Raw genomic sequence first — 16,230 nt, 5'->3', positions numbered from 1 at the left:
TGTGCAGTCCACCAGTTCGGTGGTCAGTTTGAAACGGTAAAGGTTGTGAGGGTGTGATGGTATCTACCGAGCTTGTAGAGAAGTGCAGGCTGTTTAGGGAGTTTTCAGAAGAGGAGAAGGAGCTTCTCGCCCGCCACTTCCGGGAAGTCCGCTTTAAAAAGGGTGAGCTCCTGTTCGACGAGTTTGAGCCGGCAAAGGGTTTCTTCCTCATATCGAAGGGCAAAGTGGCACTGCTCAGAAGCGACAACTTCGGCAGGTGGACAAAAGTTGCCGCCGTTTACGGTGGAGTCCCTTTGGAAGAGTGTGCCTTCTTCCTCGGAACGCCCCACTCCCTAAGGGCGGTTGCAGAGGAGGAGGTTGAGGCCCTCTACCTGAGCAGGGAAGACTACGAGGCCCTAAAGGCCGAGAACCCGAAACTTGCGGTGAAGCTCCTTGAAGTGGTTCTCAACTTCCTTGCAGACAGGCTCAAGAGCGAAGACAGGAAATTTGCACAAGTCTGCGGTTTCTTCTCAGTAAGCGGAGGGAACAGATGGAGAAGGTAGTCTACGCGCTGTTTGTCGTTCCGTGGCTCCTTGCATTAATCGTTTTCGTTTCTCCGTGGCACAGGGTAAGGCAGGCGGTAACGCTCATCTCCCTGCCGGTTCTCTCCTACCTTACCTTCCTGCTCTGGAACTCCGAGCTTCCGCTCTTCATCCACACCCCCCGCTGGCTGGAGCTGGCATTCACCCTCTACGACTACGGCCTGCTGGCCTACTTCCTCTACCAGGGGTTCAAGTTCAGGAACTTCCTGGTAACGGTTCTGGCCGTTGCTCAGCTCTTTCTGCTCAGCTGGGCACTTACCGTTATGCCCCACTCAGAAACGGCCAACCTATACGTAGACAGACTGTCGGTTGCCATTTACGCCCTTGTGGCAACTGTAGGCTCGCTTATCTGCATTTACGCCACAAAGTACATGGAGCAGGAGAACTTAGAGAGGGAGAACCGCTTTGTTGCAATCCTGCTGTGGTTCTTAGGGGTTATGAACCTGGCCGTAACGGTAAACAACCTGGAGTGGTTCTTCGCCCTCTTCGAAACAACGACTCTCGCTTCCTACATACTGATAAGGTTCAGGTGGGACAGGGTATCGGTTGAAAACGCCCTCAGGGCCCTGTGGATGAACCAGGTGGGCGGTATAGCAATCCTGCTGGGCATTCTGTTCGCCGTTAAGTACTACGGCCTCTACCACTTTACCGACTTCCTGAAATTAAACAGAGCCTCCTTGGTTATGATTCCGTTCGGATTTCTGGCAATCTCTGCACTCGTTAAAGGAGCACAGCTGCCCTTCCACCGGTGGCTGCTCGGCGCCATGGTTGCCCCAACGCCGGTGAGCGCCATTCTCCACTCGGCAACCATGGTGAAGATAGCTCCCTACCTAATCCTCAGGCTCTCTCCGGTAATTAAGGGGACGCTTCTTGCGAAGCTCCTGATAATCACAACAGGCTTCGTTTTCGTTGCGGCGGGAATGTTTGCCCTAACCCAAGACAACTTTAAACGGATTCTCGCTTACTCAACAATCTCCCTGCTGGGGCTCATGATGCTCACGGCGAGTATGGGAAGCCCCATAGCGGTTCTCGCCTCGGTTCTGCTGATACTCTTCCACGGAGCGGTAAAGGCCCTCCTCTTTATGGAGGCGGGCATTATGGAGAAACTCTTTAAAGCAAAGAGAATCGAAGACATCAGGCGCCTTGTAGAAAAGGCCCCTATTACCGTTATGTTCGTTTCCATCGGCTTCATGAGCATGACCATAGTGCCCTTCGGGATATTCGTTGCCAAGTGGCTGGCCCTTGAGGAAGCCTCTAACTTCCTCGCCCACGGAGCCTACGTCGGTTCAATAATCTTCATGGCGGTCGGCGGCGTAATACTCACCCTCCTCTACTTCAAAGTAATCGGCATAATGACGAGAAAACGGGGCGAGTTCATAAGGTTCAAGCTCGAAAAACTCCCGCCCCTATACCTCCTGACCACCGTTCCCCTCGTTCTCTTCACCTTGGTTGCTTCACTCCTAATAGCGCTCTTCAGCCAGGAGTTTGTGAACCCGATTGTTGCAAGCGTGGTCGGTAAGCCCGCAGCAATTGCAGCCCAAGGGTTAACCCTTAAAACGCCCCTTTCTGAGCTATACGGCTGGCAGATAGTCGGAGCCCTCCTTCTACTGCTCGTAGTTCCGGTAATTGCCTACTTCGTCCACTTTGAAGGGACGGACAGGGTTTACCCCTACACCTGCGGAGAGAAGGTAGAGCTCACAATCGGAACCTACAACTTCTTCTGCATCAGCAGAGTTGAACCCCTCATAGAAACGGCTGCAACCGCCCTCTTCGTGCTTACCCTGATTCTGGGAGGAGGTCTGGTATGAACCTTGCAGCGGCTCTGATAGTAACGCTCCTGGCTCCCGTTATAGGGGGATTTATCTACGGCGTAGAGAGAATCGTAAGGGCGAGAATGCAGGCGAGGGTCGGCCCTCCGCTCCTTCAGCCCTTTTACGACTTCTTCAAGCTCATGGAGAAAAGGCCCGTAATAATACACTCGTTCCACGCCTTTATGGGCGTGATGTACCTGATAGGAACGTGGTTTGCCCTGTTCGTTCTGCTCTCGGGAGGCGACCTCCTCATAGCGATATTCTTCCACCTTCTCTCACTCGCATTCCTGGTTGTAGGCGGCTTCAGCGTCCGCTCCCCCTACTCGGTTATAGGGGCAATGAGGGAGCTTCTCCACATGGTAGCCTACGAGCCCCTATACGTTTTAGCCGCAGCGGGCCTTTACCTGGTTACCGGAACCTTTAAAGTATCGGGAATACTGGCCGCCCAAACTCCTCCCGTTGTAAGCCTACCCTTGGTTTTCCTTGCGCTACTTCTATCGCTCCCGACACTTTTAAAGAAGTCTCCCTTCGACCTTGCAGAGGCCCATCAGGAGATAATCGGCGGCCCGGAGATAGAGTACTCGGGAAGGTTCTACGAGGCAATCTACACCGCAAAGTGGATTGAGTACGTTTACAGCTTCTTCTTCGTTTTCCTCTTCGGAGGCTCCAACTACCTACTGGGAGCTTTTCTGGTGGTTCTGGCCTTCTTCCTGGTTAACCTCATAGACAACGTAACGGCAAGGGTCAACTTCCGCCAAATGGTGGGCTTCCACTGGTACGTTCTCATCCCGGTTGTAATCGTCAACCTACTTCTACTTGCGCTATGGAGGAGCTAAATGGGACTGGAAACCTTTAGGAAGAAGTCACCTTGGCTGCTCCACTACAACACAGGCAGCTGCAACGGGTGCGACATAGAGATACTGGCGTGCCTGGCCCCCAAATACGACCTTGAGAGGTTCGGGATTTTAAACAGGGGGAACCCGAAACAGTCAGACGTTCTGATAGTGACGGGGCCGGTGACAAAAAGGGCAAAGGAGAGGTTACTCAGGCTTTACTACGAGATGCCCGAGCCGAAAGTTGTTGTTGCAGTTGGGGCCTGTGCGTGCACCGGAGGCGTGTTCCGCCACATGTACAACGTAGAGAACGGCGTAGACTCCGTAATACCGGTAGACGTTTACGTTCCCGGGTGTGCCGCAAGGCCGGAATCGATAATAGACGGCGTAATAAAGGCCCTTGAAATCCTTGAACGGAAGAAGAAGAGCTTCGAGAAAGGAAAACTCTGCAAACCGATAGAGGCAAAAGAGCCCGTTAACAGGAAGAAATTCCTCGAAAAATGCCTGGAGGCGCTCCATGCAGGTAGAAGAGATTAAAGTTCCCCTCAGAGAAGTGAGAAGGGCGATAAAGGAGTTCTACGACCCGAAAAAGTGGCACTTCATAACGGTAAACGGCACCGACCTGGGCGGAAAAGTTGAACTAAAGTGGTTCTTCATGCCCTACGGCTCAAAAGAGACCTTTAAAGTTGTAACGGCAGAGGCCGGCTACGAAGACGAGGTTCCCACGATTACCTACCTTGTACCCTCTGCCTGGATTGCAGAGTGGGAGCTTGCAGACCTTTTAGGGCTGAAGGTGGAGGGTGCCAAAACCGGACTCTTCCTCGACCCCGACAGCCCCAAAGCCCCCCTTAGGAGAGGTTAAGATGGGAAAAAGGATTACCGTTCCCTTCGGTAGCCAACACGTTGCCCTACCGGAACCGGTAAGGTTCGTTTTCCAGACCGAGAACGAAAAGATTGTAGACGTAGATGTAGATGTAGGCTACGTTCACAGGGGCATTGAAAAGGCCTGCATGACAAAGTTTAAGTACCTGCAGGTGGGTTACGTTGTAGCAAGGGTGTGCGGCCTGTGTGCAATAAGCCACACTCTCGGCTACGTTACAGCAGTTGAGCGGTTAATGAAAGTTGAAGTTCCCAAGAAGGCCCTTTACCTCAGGCTCATAGTAAGCGAGCTGGACAGAATCCACTCCCACCTGCTCGCCATGGGCCACACTGCAGAGGTTGCCGGCTACGAGAACCTCTTCATGCAGACGTTCCGCTACAGAGAGCTTGTTATGGAAATCCTGGAGCTACTAACCGGCAACAGGGTTCAGTTCGACTTTGCAGCTCCCGGAGGGGTAAACAGAGACCTCACAAGGGAAGTTGAAATTGAGATAAGGCGGAAGCTCAAAGAGCTGAAAGAGCACTGCCTGTGGCTCAAAGACGTTTACGAAAACGACTTCTCCCTTTCCCTCAGGTGGAAGGGGATAGGGGTTGTAACTCCGGAGATGGCCACAGAGATGAACGTAGTGGGCCCACCGGCAAGGGCGGCAGGGCTGGCAACGGACGCACGGGCGGAGTTTAACTACCTCCCCTTTGAAGAGGTAGGATTTAAACTGATAACCCTTGAAGGGGGCTCAATCTACGAGAGGAACCTCCTCAGGGCCTTAGAAGTTCTAAATTCAATAGAAATGGTAGAAAACGCGTTAGAGGGCCTGCCCGAGGGCGAGATAAAAGTGCCCGTTAAGGGCGTGCCCGAGGGCGAATACTTCGTTAGGGTGGAAGCTCCCAGGGGAGAGCTCTTCTACTACATAAAGGCTTCAAAGAAGATGGTTCTCGATAGACTTAGAATTAGAGTGCCCACTTTTGCAAACATACCCGTTATGAAAGAGCTGTTCATAGGAATGGACTATGCAGACGTTCCGGCAACCGTTATCAGCTTTGACCCGTGCCTTTCGTGTACTGCAAGGTAGAGCCCTGTCAGGAGCTTTTGTGTTGGCTTTGGTTTTAGAAGCTCCCGCTCTTGCGTGCGGAAGCAACTGCTACATGTGCCACTTTAACATACCCAAAGACAAGGCCCACGCTCCCATAAAGGAGTGTGAAAAGTGCCACAAGAGCCACTCCGACAAGTACCTGTCGAGCTGCGGAGAGGACTGTTTTGAGTGCCACAACTACCAAAAAGTCATGGGAACTTCTAAGGCCCACAGGGTAATAAAGAAGTGCGTAAAGTGCCACGAGCGAATCAAAGCCGGAGCACTGCCGAATTACTACAACCAGCTACTCGGAGGTGGAAATTGAGGAAAATGGTAGTTCAGACCATAAAGAACCTCTTCAGTAAACCCGTTACGGTTAAATACCCCCAGGAGCTCTCGCCGCCACCTCCCAACTACAGGGGGGTGATTGTATACAAGGAGGAACTGTGTATATTCTGCACAAAGTGCGAGCTTGTTTGCCCGCCGGGAGCAATCCGCTTTACTTACAGCGAAGACGGAAGTAAAAAGTTCCACTACAACCCCTACCTGTGCATCTACTGCGGCGAGTGCGTAAGGGCCTGCCCGAAAGAGGGGTGTCTTACTCAAGTAGAGGAGACGGCACCTCCAGCAACAGAGTCTACAATCCCCGACTGGAACGGCGTAGAAAGAGAGGCCGTAGAGTCTAAAAAGGCCTGGCTTGCAGCCAGACAGAAGAGGGCCAAGAAGAGTTAGTGAAGCTCAACAACCGCAGCGGGCCGGCTTTAACTCGGCCTAAATAGAGGTCCGCTGCCCCCAACCCCTCTCACCGGCTTGCTACACCGGAGTTGAAGTAGCCCCTGAGAAACCATGCCTAGCTTCTACCTATCCTCTCCCCCTTTTTCGAGCGGCTCCGCAGGGTTAAGCAGAACACTTTCGGGACTATAGATACTCCGTTCCCATTTGCTCCCAGCGTTTACCCAGAGTAACCGGAAGGTAAAGGCAGGAATGAAAAGTATGCGGAAGTTCTCACAAGTCCTATTGGGTGGAATTTTAACCGTTTACCTAAAGGCAGATACCCTTCCGGTTTACTCGAACCAAGGAGTTTTAGCCCTTCTCTTCTATTGTTACTTTACCTATTCTACGGCCGTTGAGGCTGTTTACTGTGATTGTGTGGAGGGGAAGCTCCACCTTCTCGCCGGGCTGCGGGAAGCGACCGAGCTTCGAGAGAATCAGACCCGCAACGGTTGTATAGTCGGGGCTTTTGGGCAGTTTATGCCTTAAAAGTTTGTTTATCTCCTCCACTTCCACAAGGGCGTCTGCAGTTACGGTGTTTCCGGTTTTCGTAATATGCAACGTTGTTTTGTCAAATTCATCCTCTATTCTGCCGACAATCTCTTCAAGTATGTCTTCAACTGTAACTATTCCCAAAGTGGAGCCGAACTCATCAACAACAATACCGAGCTGCTCCTTAGACTTTCTAAACTCCCTGAGGGCGTCGAATATGCTCATATACTCGGGGAGAACAAGGACGGGACGCATAATCTCCTTTACCTTCATTGAGTCGTCGGTAACGGAGATAAGGTCCGATATGAGAAGGTAACCTACGATGTTGTCAAAGCGCTCCCTGTAAACGGGTAGCTTGGAAAAGCCGCTCTTTTCAAAAAGCTCAAGAGCCTCCCCCACAGCCGCATTGTCGCTAACGGCAATAACCGAAGAGAGGGGCGTGTAAATATCCCCAACCGACTTTTCTCTAAGGTTCAGTATATTCCCCAAGATTCGCCTCTCGGTCTTTTCAACCAGAAGGCGAGAGGAGCTCTCTACGAGCATTTTCAGCTCCTCTTTTGTAACAAAGGGGCTCTTTTCGGTTTCGGCCCCCAGAAGTTTTGAAAGGAGCCTCGCAAGCCCCATAACGAACAGGGAGACCGGCTTAAAGAGGGTGTAGAAAAAGTAAAGGGGGTAAGCCACCTTAAAGGCAATAACGTGGGAGTACTTCTGGAAGAGGCTTTTGGGTATAAGCTCGCCAAAAGTAAGGGTAACGGGCGTAAAGCAGAGAACGGTGACAAGCTCTGGATAGCTCCCTATAAGGGGCAAGTGTGAAGCAACCGCATCGAGCAGGTAGGTGGTAAACAGGGTAGAGCCGGTTACGGTTGAAAGGTTTGTACCTATAAGGGTAGTGGTCAAAAGCTTCTCCGGCTCTTTTAAAAGGCTTGCAAGGAGTTTGGCCGCTTTATCCCCTTTCTGAAGGCGCTTTTCAAGCTCTACTTTGGGCAGCGATATAACGGCAATCTCGCTACCGGAGAAAAACCCTTCAAAGAGAACACACAGAAGTATCACAAAGAGCGGCCACAGCTCCATTACTCAACCCTCTCGGCAACTACGCTCTTGACTCTATTGCCCTCCATCTCTTCAACGGTGAAGCGGTAACCCTGGTAAACTGCAGAGTCCCCGGGCTTGGGAATCTTCCCCAAAAGGGCCATCATAAGACCCGAAACCGTGTCCACTTCCTCGAGGATTTCGTCCTCCCGGAGCTTCAGAAGCTCCGCAAGCTCCTCCACCGGAAGGTCGCCTTTCAGACGGAACTTATCGTCCTCGAGGCGCTTTACCTCCTCTTCCCGCTGTTTCTTCCTCTCTTCGGGAAGCTCACCTACAACTTCCCTGAGAATGTCGTCCAAGGTTACAAGGCCGGCGGTGTTACCGTACTCGTCAACAACTATCGCCATGTGGCGCTTAGTCCGCTGCATCTGTTCAAGGAGCTTATCCAGGGTTAAGAACTCGGGGACGAAAAAGGGAGGGTCTGCAAACTCGGCTATGGGCTTATCTAAATCCTCCTTAGAGAGCTTCAGGGGCAAAATCCTCCTGGTGTAGAGAATCCCTGTTATCTGGTCTAAGAAGTCTTTAAAAATCGGAATCCGGGAGTAGCGGGTATCCTTCAAAAGCATAAGGGCTTCTCTAACAGGAAGGTCCTCCTTCAAGGCAAATATCTTGTGCTTTGGAACCATAACCTCCTTAACGAGCATCTCCCCGAGCTCCAAGGCCCTGCCTATCAGCTCCTTCTCCTCCCGCCTTATGGTGCCCTCCTTGGCTCCTTCCGAAACGAGAATGAGAAACTCCTCGTCTGTCATGGCTTTGGGTTTGTTAAAGAGCTCCACTCCGAAAGGTTTGAGGAGTAGGGAGGCAAATCCAACAAGGGCAAGGCGCACGGGCAGTATCAGGTAACTCACGAGCTTTATAAAGGGAAAAATGAAAAAGGCGTAACGCTCGCTGAACTTAATCGCCAAGGTTTTGGGAGTTACCTCGCCGAAGATTAAAAGGGTGAGAACCGTGACCGGAACGGCCAGGGCAGGCCCCTTTTCCTCCCCCAAGAGCTTCACAAACAGAACGGCCGAAGTGGCAGCTATGGCAACGTTAACCAGCTCGTTCCCGATGAGAATCGTAGCTATCAGGTCTGCAGGGTTCTGAAGGAACTTTAAAATCTCTTGGGCCCGTTTGTTGCCCTCCTTGGCAAGCCTCTCAAGCCTTAAAGTGTTAAGGGAGAAGAAGGCCGTTTCCGAGGCAGAAAAGAGGCCCGAAAGCAGAATGAGAAGGGGGAGCACGAAAAGGTAAACAGTCAGACTGCCCCCTTCCACGGCCTCTACCCTTTCTTCTCGAGTATCTTAAGGATTATGAAGTTCTGAATGGCCGTTATCACGTTGTTTGTGAACCAGTAGAGAACCAGACCCGCAGGGAAGGTGGCAAACATAACGGTAAAGATAACGGCCATAAGGATAAATATCTTCTGCTGCTGCTTGTTGGTAGTGGGAGTGAGGAGCTGCTGAACAATCATAGAGAGGCCCATGAGAACCGGAAGGATGTAGGTGTGGTCGGGCTGGGAGAGGTCGGGTATCCAGAGGAAGGAGGCCCCTTTCAGCTCAACGGCGTTGAGGAATATCTCGTAGAGGGCGAAGAAGATGGGAATCTGCAGGAGCATCGGCAGGCAGCCGCTTGCCGGGTTGACCCCCATCTCCTGGTAGAGCTTCATCGTCTCTTCTTGAAGCTTCTGGGGGTCGTTTCCGTAGCGTTTTTTCAGCTCCTCAAGCTTGGGGGCAAGCTCCTGCATCTTCTTCATCGAAACGTAGCTCTTGTGGGCAAGGGGGTGGAGGAGAATCTTGATGATGAGAACGAAGAGGATTATGTCCAGCCCCCAGTTGGGAACGAACTTGTGGAGGAAAAGGAAGAACTTTAAAAGCGGCTTTGCGAGGAAGCCGAAAATCCCGAAGTCTATCGCCGAGTCCATCCCCAAGGGTTCCAGCTGGTGAAGCTCCTTGGGACCGCCGTAGAAGATTCCGCTGCCTACGAAGTTCCTTACGAGGGTATCCTTGGGCCCTACCTTCTCAACGGTTGCGGTAAAGTCGGTATCCTTAACGGCCATGAGGAAGTACTTATCCTCCTCGCCGGCCCAAAGAACGTTGTTAAAGCTCATAAAGCCCTTTATCTCTTCGGGCTTCAGCCTGATTACCTTCTCCTGCGTCTCTATAACCGGACCTATGTGGCCCATTCTGGAGGTGTGGGCCTCGTTCACCTTAATGTCGGGCCCCACTATCGTCTGAAGGCGAGCCCCCTTCAGCTGAGCCTTAAAGTCTATCCGGTAGGAGTTTGGGTAGAAGGTGAAAACCTTCTTAAACACCCTGCCGTCGGGGAGCTTACCGGTAAAGGTGAGCTTTGCAGGAGCCTTTGTTACCTTTAGCTCCTTGGCACTGGGAGTGGTGTTAAGGTCTACCAGAACCTTAGAGAGCTCGGGATTTGCCGCAACCGTGGTAAGGGGGTAAACGCCAAGCTCCTTGGAAATAGGCGAAACAAGCTGAGCGTTGTACTTTTTAACCGTTAGTTTTACGAGCTTTCCGTTAACGGTAGAGAACTGGGCTGTGTAAAGGGGCGTTTCTACCGTAACGAGCTCCCCGAGCCTTTTGGAGGAGGGAACATCCTGCAGGGAGTAGGTTTTGGCGGAGGTGGGTTTTTGAAGCTCCTTCTTCTCCTCTCCGCGGTGGAAGAAGAACTGAAAACCGATTACTATCAGCAGAGCCAGTATCAACGACTGGATTAGGGTTCCGAACTTTCCTTCCTCCATATTCCCTCTCCTAAGGGTAGTCTACGCCGCCACGAGAGAAGGGGTTACACCTCAACACCCGCCAAACCGCCTTTACCCCTCCCTTCAGAAGGCCGTATTTCTCAACGGCCATTATGGCGTAACTGGAACAGGTGGGGTAGTACCGGCAGGTGCCGGGAGTGAGCGGCGATATGTAGCGCTGGTAGAACTTTATCAGAGCTATAACCAACTTTTTCAAGTCTGCTCCTTAAAGATACCCGCCTTTTTGGCAAGCCTCAGGAAGTCCGCTTCAACGTCCTGAAACCTCTTTCCGACTATACCCTTCCTCGCTATAAAAACGATGTCGAAGGGCCCGAGGCGGTGCTTATTCAGCCTGAACACTTCCCTCATGAGCCGTTTGGCCCTGTTCCTCTCAACGGCCTTACGGGAAACCTTCTTAGAGGCTATAAACCCCGCCCGAGGCCTGCCAACGTCGTTTTCCAGAAAATAAAAAGCCACGGTAGAACCGCCGAGGCTCTTCCCGTGGGCAAAAACTCTCTCAAAGTCACGCCTCTTCCTCAGGCGCTCTTCCTTGGTGAAGGTGAACCTTACCTTCTCTTCCACTCGTCGCTCACGGTAAGCTTCCAGCGCCCCTTCTTCCTGCGCCTTCTGAGGATTTCGCGACCGCTCTTTGTCTTCATCCTGGCCCTGAAACCGTGAACCCTTTTACCGTGAAGCCTGCTGGGCTGGTAGGTTCTCTTAGTGGACAATTTTCACCTCCACCCTGGTTGGGAATTTGATACTGGGAATTATAGGCAAAGGGCGTTGGTTGTCAAAATCGGCTAAAGAGTTCGGAAACCGCACTAAAGTCGAAACTCTCCTTGTAGCGGTTAAGGGCAGAGAGGAGCTCCTCCCTTGTAAGCCCGAGCTTTTCAAGGAGTTTTTCCCTTCTGAGCAGGTGGTAACCGGCAACCTGGAGCAGGTTCCGCGGGCGCTTTTTAAAGCGGGCACTCTCAAAGTCTATAACCCTAAAGCGGCTGCCGTCGAAGAGCAGGTGTTTTTCCCCCTTTAGCTCGGAGTGCTCTACACCGGCCCTATCAAGGAGGTGGGCGGCCTCAAGGGCCCGGGTAACTACCAAAGCAGCAGGGTAAAGCTCAAGGGCCCTCTCAAAGGGAAGGCCCTCTATCCACTCCTCAACCAAGAAGCCGTCTCCGAGCAGGTAGGGCTTAGGAGCAGGGTTTTCCGGGCCGAGGGCCCTTTCAAGGTGCTCTAAAACGGAAAACTCCCGCTCAAGGAGGGAGTCTTTGCCGGCGTCGCTCCTTTTAACCTTAACAGCAACCGGCTTACCCTTCAGGCTCCCCTTAAACACCACGCCGCGGTAGCCTTTGGCAACAAAGGAAAGCCCTTTTACGCCGGCAGACTCTATCCTTTCAAGGAGCTTCCTGCCCTCTCCTTCGTCTCCTCGGGGGTAGTCAAGTAACCGTAGCAGTTGTGAACTCGGGGACATTGTGCTTCTCCCAAAGGCACCTCTTTACAAGCGCCTGTTCCGTTAGGGCCAGAACTTTGTCGCTCCAGCGGGTTCTAAAGGGCTCCAGCTTCTTGCGGGCAAACTCCCTACACTCCTTTGCGTAGGGTGAGCGGGCGGCAAGCAGCTTGAAAAAGTGCTTCTCGAGGCTGTAGAGCTCCTTTTCAACCTCTAACAGGTCGTCGTCGGCGGCAAGCTCAAGGATGCGCTCTGCAATCGAGAAGTCGGAAACCCCGAGCTCGCCGAGAATCTCCCTGACCCGCAGGGCAAGGCGCTCAAGGGCACTCGAGGGCCCAACCGGAGAGGGGACAAAACTGACGTTTCTCTCCGAAAGGAAACGCCTTAAGACGAAGTCGCCTATGTCCCGGAGGGTGAAGCTCTCGGGAAGCTCATCCTTCAAACGGAGCAGGTAGTAGGGAGGAAGGTTGTAGCGGAACCACTGCCTTATAACCTCCATATCGTAGGGGCCCCCGAGCCGAAAGCCCTCAAAGTGGTCCTCGAGGAACTGGCTTATCTCCCTGTAGTAGTTCAGGAGAGCCTCTCTCTCATCCATTCAGTAAACTCCAGGTAAAAAGTTCTCACCTCCTCCCTGAGGTCGGCTATTCTATCACCGTAGGTAACGAGCTCCCCGAAGAGCCTCTTCTCGGTTTCGGCCTGTCTCAGCCGTCGGTAGAGCTCAACAAGCCGCTCAAAGCGGGGCTCCTGCTCGGCCAAAGTTCTAAGGGCTTTTAGGGTATTCCTCAACCACTTACCGCTGTAAAGCTGGTAGGTGTAGGAGATAAAGTCAAGGTCAACGGTGCCGCCCCTGCCGTACTTTAAGGGCTCCTTCCTGCCGAGCTCCCTTTCGAGCCGTTCCCTCATCTGAACTATGCCCTCTAAGGTCTCAAGATTCAAGGGCTCGGAGAATATAAACTCCCTTACCGCCTCCTCAACTTCCGAAGAGATGCTCCCTGCAAAGGGGCGGAACCTGGTAAAGGCGAGCCGCTCCCACAGGCGGGCGTTTTCCTTTAGGTACTTTCTGAAGTAGTTCAAGGTGAAAACGAGCTCCCCTTTCTCGCCGAAAGGCCTGAGCCTTGTATCAACTTCGTAGCCCAGCCCCTCGAGCCTCTTTATGAGCTCAACGGCAGAGCGAGCTCCCTCCTCGCCCGGAGGGGCAGACGAGACAAAGAGGAGGTCGAGGTCTGAGCCTACGGTCATCTCCCGGCTGCCGTGCTTGCCCAGAGACGACACCGTAAAGGGGGGCGAAACCTCCCGGTAAATTCTACTAAGGGCGAAGTCGCAAACGGTTGTAAACTCTTCGAAGAACTCCTCTACCTTGGTTCTTGCAAGCCTGTAACGCAGCAGGGCAACAACCTCAAACAGGTTCTTAACGAGCTGAAGGTTACCGAGAAGGCCGTAGTACCTCTCTATAACTTCGGAAGTTACCGGCTCCTCTATGAGCTCCGGACGGAAGATAAAGTCGACAAGCTCGGGTGTTGCCCTGAAGCGGGAGATAAAAAAGTCCTTGGTGGAGAGGAGAAAGAGGAGAAGCCTTAAAGCGTTCACCTGGTTCAGAATCGAGAAGAAGAATAGCTTCCCCTCCTCCCTATCGAAGAGGGCCACCAGGTTCTTCATGGCGTTTTTGGAGCTCGGAGCTTCAAGCAGAAGCTCTAAGAAGCGTTCCCCCATAACGTCGAGCCTGTTAAGCTCTTCCGGAGAGAGCTTCTTACTCGAAAGCAGCACCTCTATGAACCGCTTTACCTCGGCGGGCTCGGCAAACCCCATACGCCTTAAGTCCTCTTCCGTAATCGTAGAGAGGGGTCTGTTCTCCCCGGTGGGGAAGAAGCGGTTGAAGTAGCCGTTTACCCTCTCCATAACCTCCCTAAGGGCCGCCAGAAAGGCCTCCCTGCTGTCAAAGCCCATCTTCAGGGCGAGCTCAGCGGCCTCCTCACTTTCAGGGTGAAAGGTCTGAGTCTGCCTGAAGTGGGTAACCTGAAGCATATGCTCGGCCCTCCTCAAGAAGAGGTAGGCCTGCCTGAGGTCGGTGTAGGAGCGCCTGTCGAGGAATCCCCACTTAAAGAGCCTCTTTAAAGCTACAAGGGTATTGCGGGAGCGAATCTGGGGGAACTTCCCGCCGTAGATGAGCTGGAAGGCCTGAACTATAAACTCAACCTCCCGGATTCCCCCCTTACCCAGCTTAAGGTCTATTTTGGCGCCTTTTTTTTGAACCTTGGCCTTTATGAGCTCCTTGAGCCTCAAAACCTCCTCTATGAGCGTAAGGTCAACGTACTTCCTGAAAACGAAAGCCCTCGTAAGCTTCAGAAACTCAACGCCGAGTCCATCGCAGTCGCCGGCAAAGGGCTGAGCCTTAAGCAGGGCAAAGCGCTCCCAGGGCCTTGCAACGGCAGTGTAATACTGCTCAAGGGCCTGAAGGTCGTTTACAAGGGGACCCATAGTTCCGTTGGGCCTGAGCCTTGTGTCAACAACGCAGCAGATGCCCTCGGGGGTGTTGGCACTTAAAAGCTCAACAACCTCTTTAGCAAGGAGGGTAAAGTAGTCGTGGTTCTGGAGCTTCCCGTAAGAGCCTCCGGCCGTTTCGCCGTAGCGGCTGCCGTAAACGAATATGAGGTCGAGGTCGGAAGAGTAGTTGAGCTCAAAGCCTGCCGCCTTCCCCATACCGACAACAAGGAAGGTACTGGAGGGCTTACCGTAACGCCTCTCGAACTCCCGGGAGGCAAACTCAAGGGCGGCGGCAGTAACACCTTTGTGGATAAGGGTTACATCCCTAACCAGCTCCGAGAAGGGAGCAAGCCCCAGTATATCCCTCAGTAAAACCCTACACATGTGAAAGTGCTTAAAAACCCTCAGCCCCTTCATGAAAGAGGAGCGTTCCCCCTCAACAGGGGGCCTGAAGTCGGCCGGAGATAGAGTTTTCCCGTAAACCCTTTCAAGCTCGGGAAGGAGCTCAGGGTGGCGAACGAGGAACTCTCCGAGGAACTGAGAGTAGGAAAAGAGCCTTACAACGTGGCTTCCGAACTCCCCCCTCATAGGCTCGGGAAGGGCATTCACCTTCCTGTAGAGCTTCTCCAGCAGGATAAGGGCCCTGCGGGGATTGGGCAGCTTCTCCCGCTCTACAAACTCAACAAGGGGGTGCCACTCCTGCGGCAGAGAACTCTTAAGCTTTTCGACCAGAAGTTTCACGCTCCCTCCCTGACTTTTCGCTTAAAGGCTCCCGGTATGCCCATCTCCTCCCGGTACTTGGCAACCGTTCGCCTTGCAACCTTTATACCCTGCTCTGCAAGGAGCCGGGCGATTTTACTGTCGCTTAACGGTTTCCTCTTATCTTCAGACTCTATTATCCGCCTGATGGCCTCCTTTACAGAGTCCACGCTGGTTCCGGAAACCCCTTTTGGGAAAAAGAGCTTAAAAGGGAAAACTCCAAAAGGGGTCTCCACGAACTTATCCTTAACGGCCCTGCTGACTGTAGACTCGTGGATTCTGACGGCGGCGGCAACCTCGGAGTAGCTTAAAGGCCTCAAACTCTTACCGTCTTCGAGGAAACGGCGCTGACGGTTAAAAACGCACCTGGCAATCTCTGCAAGGGTCTTTCGCCTCTGCTCAAGGGCCTTCTTAAGGTAGAGCGCTCGCTGGTACTTCTCCCGAACGAACTTTTTAACCTCCTGCTCGTCTGCAAGCCGCAGGTAGGCGGGGTTTATTCGGAAGGAGGAGAGCCTCACCTCCGGAACCCAGACCTTAACAGAGCCCTCCTCTAACCACACCTTAACGTCGGGCTCTACTTTAACGGCGGCGTCGAGCTCCGCCCCCGGAGAGGGGTCAACCCTCTTAAGGAGCTCTTTGAACTCTTTAAGCTCACTCCTTTTCAGGCCGCTCTTCTTTAGGAAGAGCTCCTCCTGGGGAAGGAGCTCAAGGTAATCAACAGCCTTCAGGAACTTACCGGAGGCTCCCAGCTCTTCGAGCTGAGCCTTCACCGCCTCTTTAAGGTCTCTGGAGCCGCAGCCTGCGGGAGTAAAACGGGTGATTAGGCGCCTCACCCGCTCAACGAGCTCCTCCGAAACGCCGAACTTCTCCGCAACAGCAGAGGCGGGCTCTGTAAAGTAGCCCCCGGAGTCAAGGTTTTCGATTATGTAGAGGGCCACCGGAAGCTCTCCGTCGGAGAACTCCAGGCGGGCCTGCTCCTTCAGAATCTCCTGAAGGGAGGTTTTGGCAGGGAGCGGAAGCTCCTCTCTCTCTTCGGGAACAAAGAGGTTTCCTCCCTCTATTACAAACGAGAAGTCGTCCGGTTGGGTATCCTCCTCAGGAGAAGGGGAACTTTCCGGCTCTTCCAGCTCTATGAGAGGGTTGGACTCAAGCTCTTGGCGGAGAAGCTCTTCAAGCTGAAGAATCGGAAGCTGAAGAACCTCAAGGCCGAGAACCTGAGCCGTAGAGAGTCGAAGCTGCTGAGAGAGCTTCAGGTCGAACCCAAGACGCTGCTCCATAGTCCCCCGAATGCT

Annotated in this window: 18 protein-coding genes; 8 read left to right on the top strand and 10 right to left on the bottom strand. The window is 53.0% G+C overall.

Features of this window, described 5'->3' with window-relative positions; all coding sequences use genetic code 11:
- Positions 1-56: 56 nt before the first annotated feature.
- The 8 genes from THEAM_RS02485 to THEAM_RS02450 are packed head-to-tail and all read left to right on the top strand — an operon-like array spanning position 57 to position 5,906.
- On the top strand, positions 57-542 hold the full coding sequence (locus tag THEAM_RS02485) for a Crp/Fnr family transcriptional regulator (RefSeq protein ID WP_013537241.1): 486 nt from the start codon (positions 57-59) through the stop codon (positions 540-542).
- The gene (locus THEAM_RS02480) at positions 530-2,389 is read left to right on the top strand and encodes a proton-conducting transporter transmembrane domain-containing protein (RefSeq protein ID WP_013537240.1); all 1,860 of its coding nucleotides are present in this window, start codon (positions 530-532) and stop codon (positions 2,387-2,389) included. The genes THEAM_RS02485 and THEAM_RS02480 overlap by 13 nt, the downstream gene beginning before the upstream one ends.
- On the top strand, positions 2,386-3,228 hold the full coding sequence (locus THEAM_RS02475) for a respiratory chain complex I subunit 1 family protein (RefSeq protein ID WP_013537239.1): 843 nt from the start codon (positions 2,386-2,388) through the stop codon (positions 3,226-3,228). The genes THEAM_RS02480 and THEAM_RS02475 overlap by 4 nt, the downstream gene beginning before the upstream one ends.
- Positions 3,229-3,762 (top strand): NADH-quinone oxidoreductase subunit B family protein, encoded by a 534-nt coding sequence (locus THEAM_RS02470; RefSeq protein WP_013537238.1) that lies wholly within the window; start codon positions 3,229-3,231, stop codon positions 3,760-3,762. It begins immediately after the preceding gene.
- Positions 3,743-4,087, top strand: coding sequence for an NADH-quinone oxidoreductase subunit C (locus THEAM_RS02465; protein WP_013537237.1), 345 nt, complete (start codon positions 3,743-3,745; stop codon positions 4,085-4,087). Before THEAM_RS02470 ends, THEAM_RS02465 begins: the two co-directional genes overlap by 20 nt.
- A gap of 1 nt (position 4,088) precedes the next feature.
- Positions 4,089-5,174: a hydrogenase large subunit gene (locus THEAM_RS02460; protein ID WP_013537236.1), complete on the top strand. Its 1,086-nt coding sequence runs from the start codon at positions 4,089-4,091 to the stop codon at positions 5,172-5,174.
- A 22-nt stretch (positions 5,175-5,196) separates the two neighbouring features.
- A complete protein-coding gene (locus tag THEAM_RS09395) occupies positions 5,197-5,499 on the top strand; it encodes a hypothetical protein (protein WP_013537235.1) in 303 nt (100 codons plus the stop codon).
- Between the two features lie 5 nt (positions 5,500-5,504).
- Positions 5,505-5,906 carry a 4Fe-4S binding protein gene (locus tag THEAM_RS02450; RefSeq protein WP_232203434.1) on the top strand — a complete coding sequence of 134 codons (402 nt, stop codon included), beginning with the start codon at positions 5,505-5,507 and terminating at the stop codon, positions 5,904-5,906.
- A gap of 351 nt (positions 5,907-6,257) precedes the next feature.
- On the opposite strand, the gene THEAM_RS02445 is transcribed toward THEAM_RS02450, so the two are convergent.
- The 10 genes from THEAM_RS02445 to rpoN form a co-directional block, all read right to left on the bottom strand.
- Positions 6,258-7,508 carry a hemolysin family protein gene (locus THEAM_RS02445; RefSeq protein ID WP_013537233.1) on the bottom strand — a complete coding sequence of 417 codons (1,251 nt, stop codon included), beginning with the start codon at positions 7,506-7,508 and terminating at the stop codon, positions 6,258-6,260.
- The gene (locus tag THEAM_RS02440) at positions 7,508-8,779 is read right to left on the bottom strand and encodes a hemolysin family protein (protein WP_013537232.1); all 1,272 of its coding nucleotides are present in this window, start codon (positions 8,777-8,779) and stop codon (positions 7,508-7,510) included. Before THEAM_RS02440 ends, THEAM_RS02445 begins: the two co-directional genes overlap by 1 nt.
- Positions 8,780-8,784: 5 nt before the next feature.
- Entirely contained in the window at positions 8,785-10,257 is a 1,473-nt protein-coding gene (gene yidC, locus THEAM_RS02435) for a membrane protein insertase YidC (protein WP_013537231.1), read from the bottom strand.
- Positions 10,258-10,267: 10 nt separating this feature from the next.
- Complete coding sequence (gene yidD, locus THEAM_RS02430; RefSeq protein WP_013537230.1) at positions 10,268-10,474, bottom strand: membrane protein insertion efficiency factor YidD; 207 nt, start codon at positions 10,472-10,474, stop codon at positions 10,268-10,270.
- The gene (gene rnpA / locus THEAM_RS02425) at positions 10,471-10,839 is read right to left on the bottom strand and encodes a ribonuclease P protein component (protein WP_013537229.1); all 369 of its coding nucleotides are present in this window, start codon (positions 10,837-10,839) and stop codon (positions 10,471-10,473) included. The genes yidD and rnpA overlap by 4 nt, the downstream gene beginning before the upstream one ends.
- Entirely contained in the window at positions 10,824-10,985 is a 162-nt protein-coding gene (gene rpmH / locus THEAM_RS02420; protein WP_013537228.1) for a 50S ribosomal protein L34, read from the bottom strand. Before rpmH ends, rnpA begins: the two co-directional genes overlap by 16 nt.
- Before the next feature lie 62 nt (positions 10,986-11,047).
- Positions 11,048-11,722: a tyrosine protein kinase gene (locus THEAM_RS02415; protein ID WP_013537227.1), complete on the bottom strand. Its 675-nt coding sequence runs from the start codon at positions 11,720-11,722 to the stop codon at positions 11,048-11,050.
- Positions 11,688-12,293 (bottom strand): hypothetical protein, encoded by a 606-nt coding sequence (locus THEAM_RS02410; protein WP_013537226.1) that lies wholly within the window; start codon positions 12,291-12,293, stop codon positions 11,688-11,690. Before THEAM_RS02410 ends, THEAM_RS02415 begins: the two co-directional genes overlap by 35 nt.
- Positions 12,269-14,920, bottom strand: coding sequence for a [protein-PII] uridylyltransferase family protein (locus THEAM_RS02405; protein ID WP_013537225.1), 2,652 nt, complete (start codon positions 14,918-14,920; stop codon positions 12,269-12,271). The genes THEAM_RS02410 and THEAM_RS02405 overlap by 25 nt, the downstream gene beginning before the upstream one ends.
- Complete coding sequence (rpoN, locus tag THEAM_RS02400; protein ID WP_013537224.1) at positions 14,917-16,215, bottom strand: RNA polymerase factor sigma-54; 1,299 nt, start codon at positions 16,213-16,215, stop codon at positions 14,917-14,919. Before rpoN ends, THEAM_RS02405 begins: the two co-directional genes overlap by 4 nt.
- Between the last annotated feature and the right edge of the window lie 15 nt (positions 16,216-16,230).

It is taken from the genome of Thermovibrio ammonificans HB-1, assembly GCF_000185805.1.
Classification (GTDB): domain Bacteria; phylum Aquificota; class Aquificia; order Desulfurobacteriales; family Desulfurobacteriaceae; genus Thermovibrio; species Thermovibrio ammonificans.
This window is presented reverse-complemented; position numbering and strand designations above follow the sequence as displayed.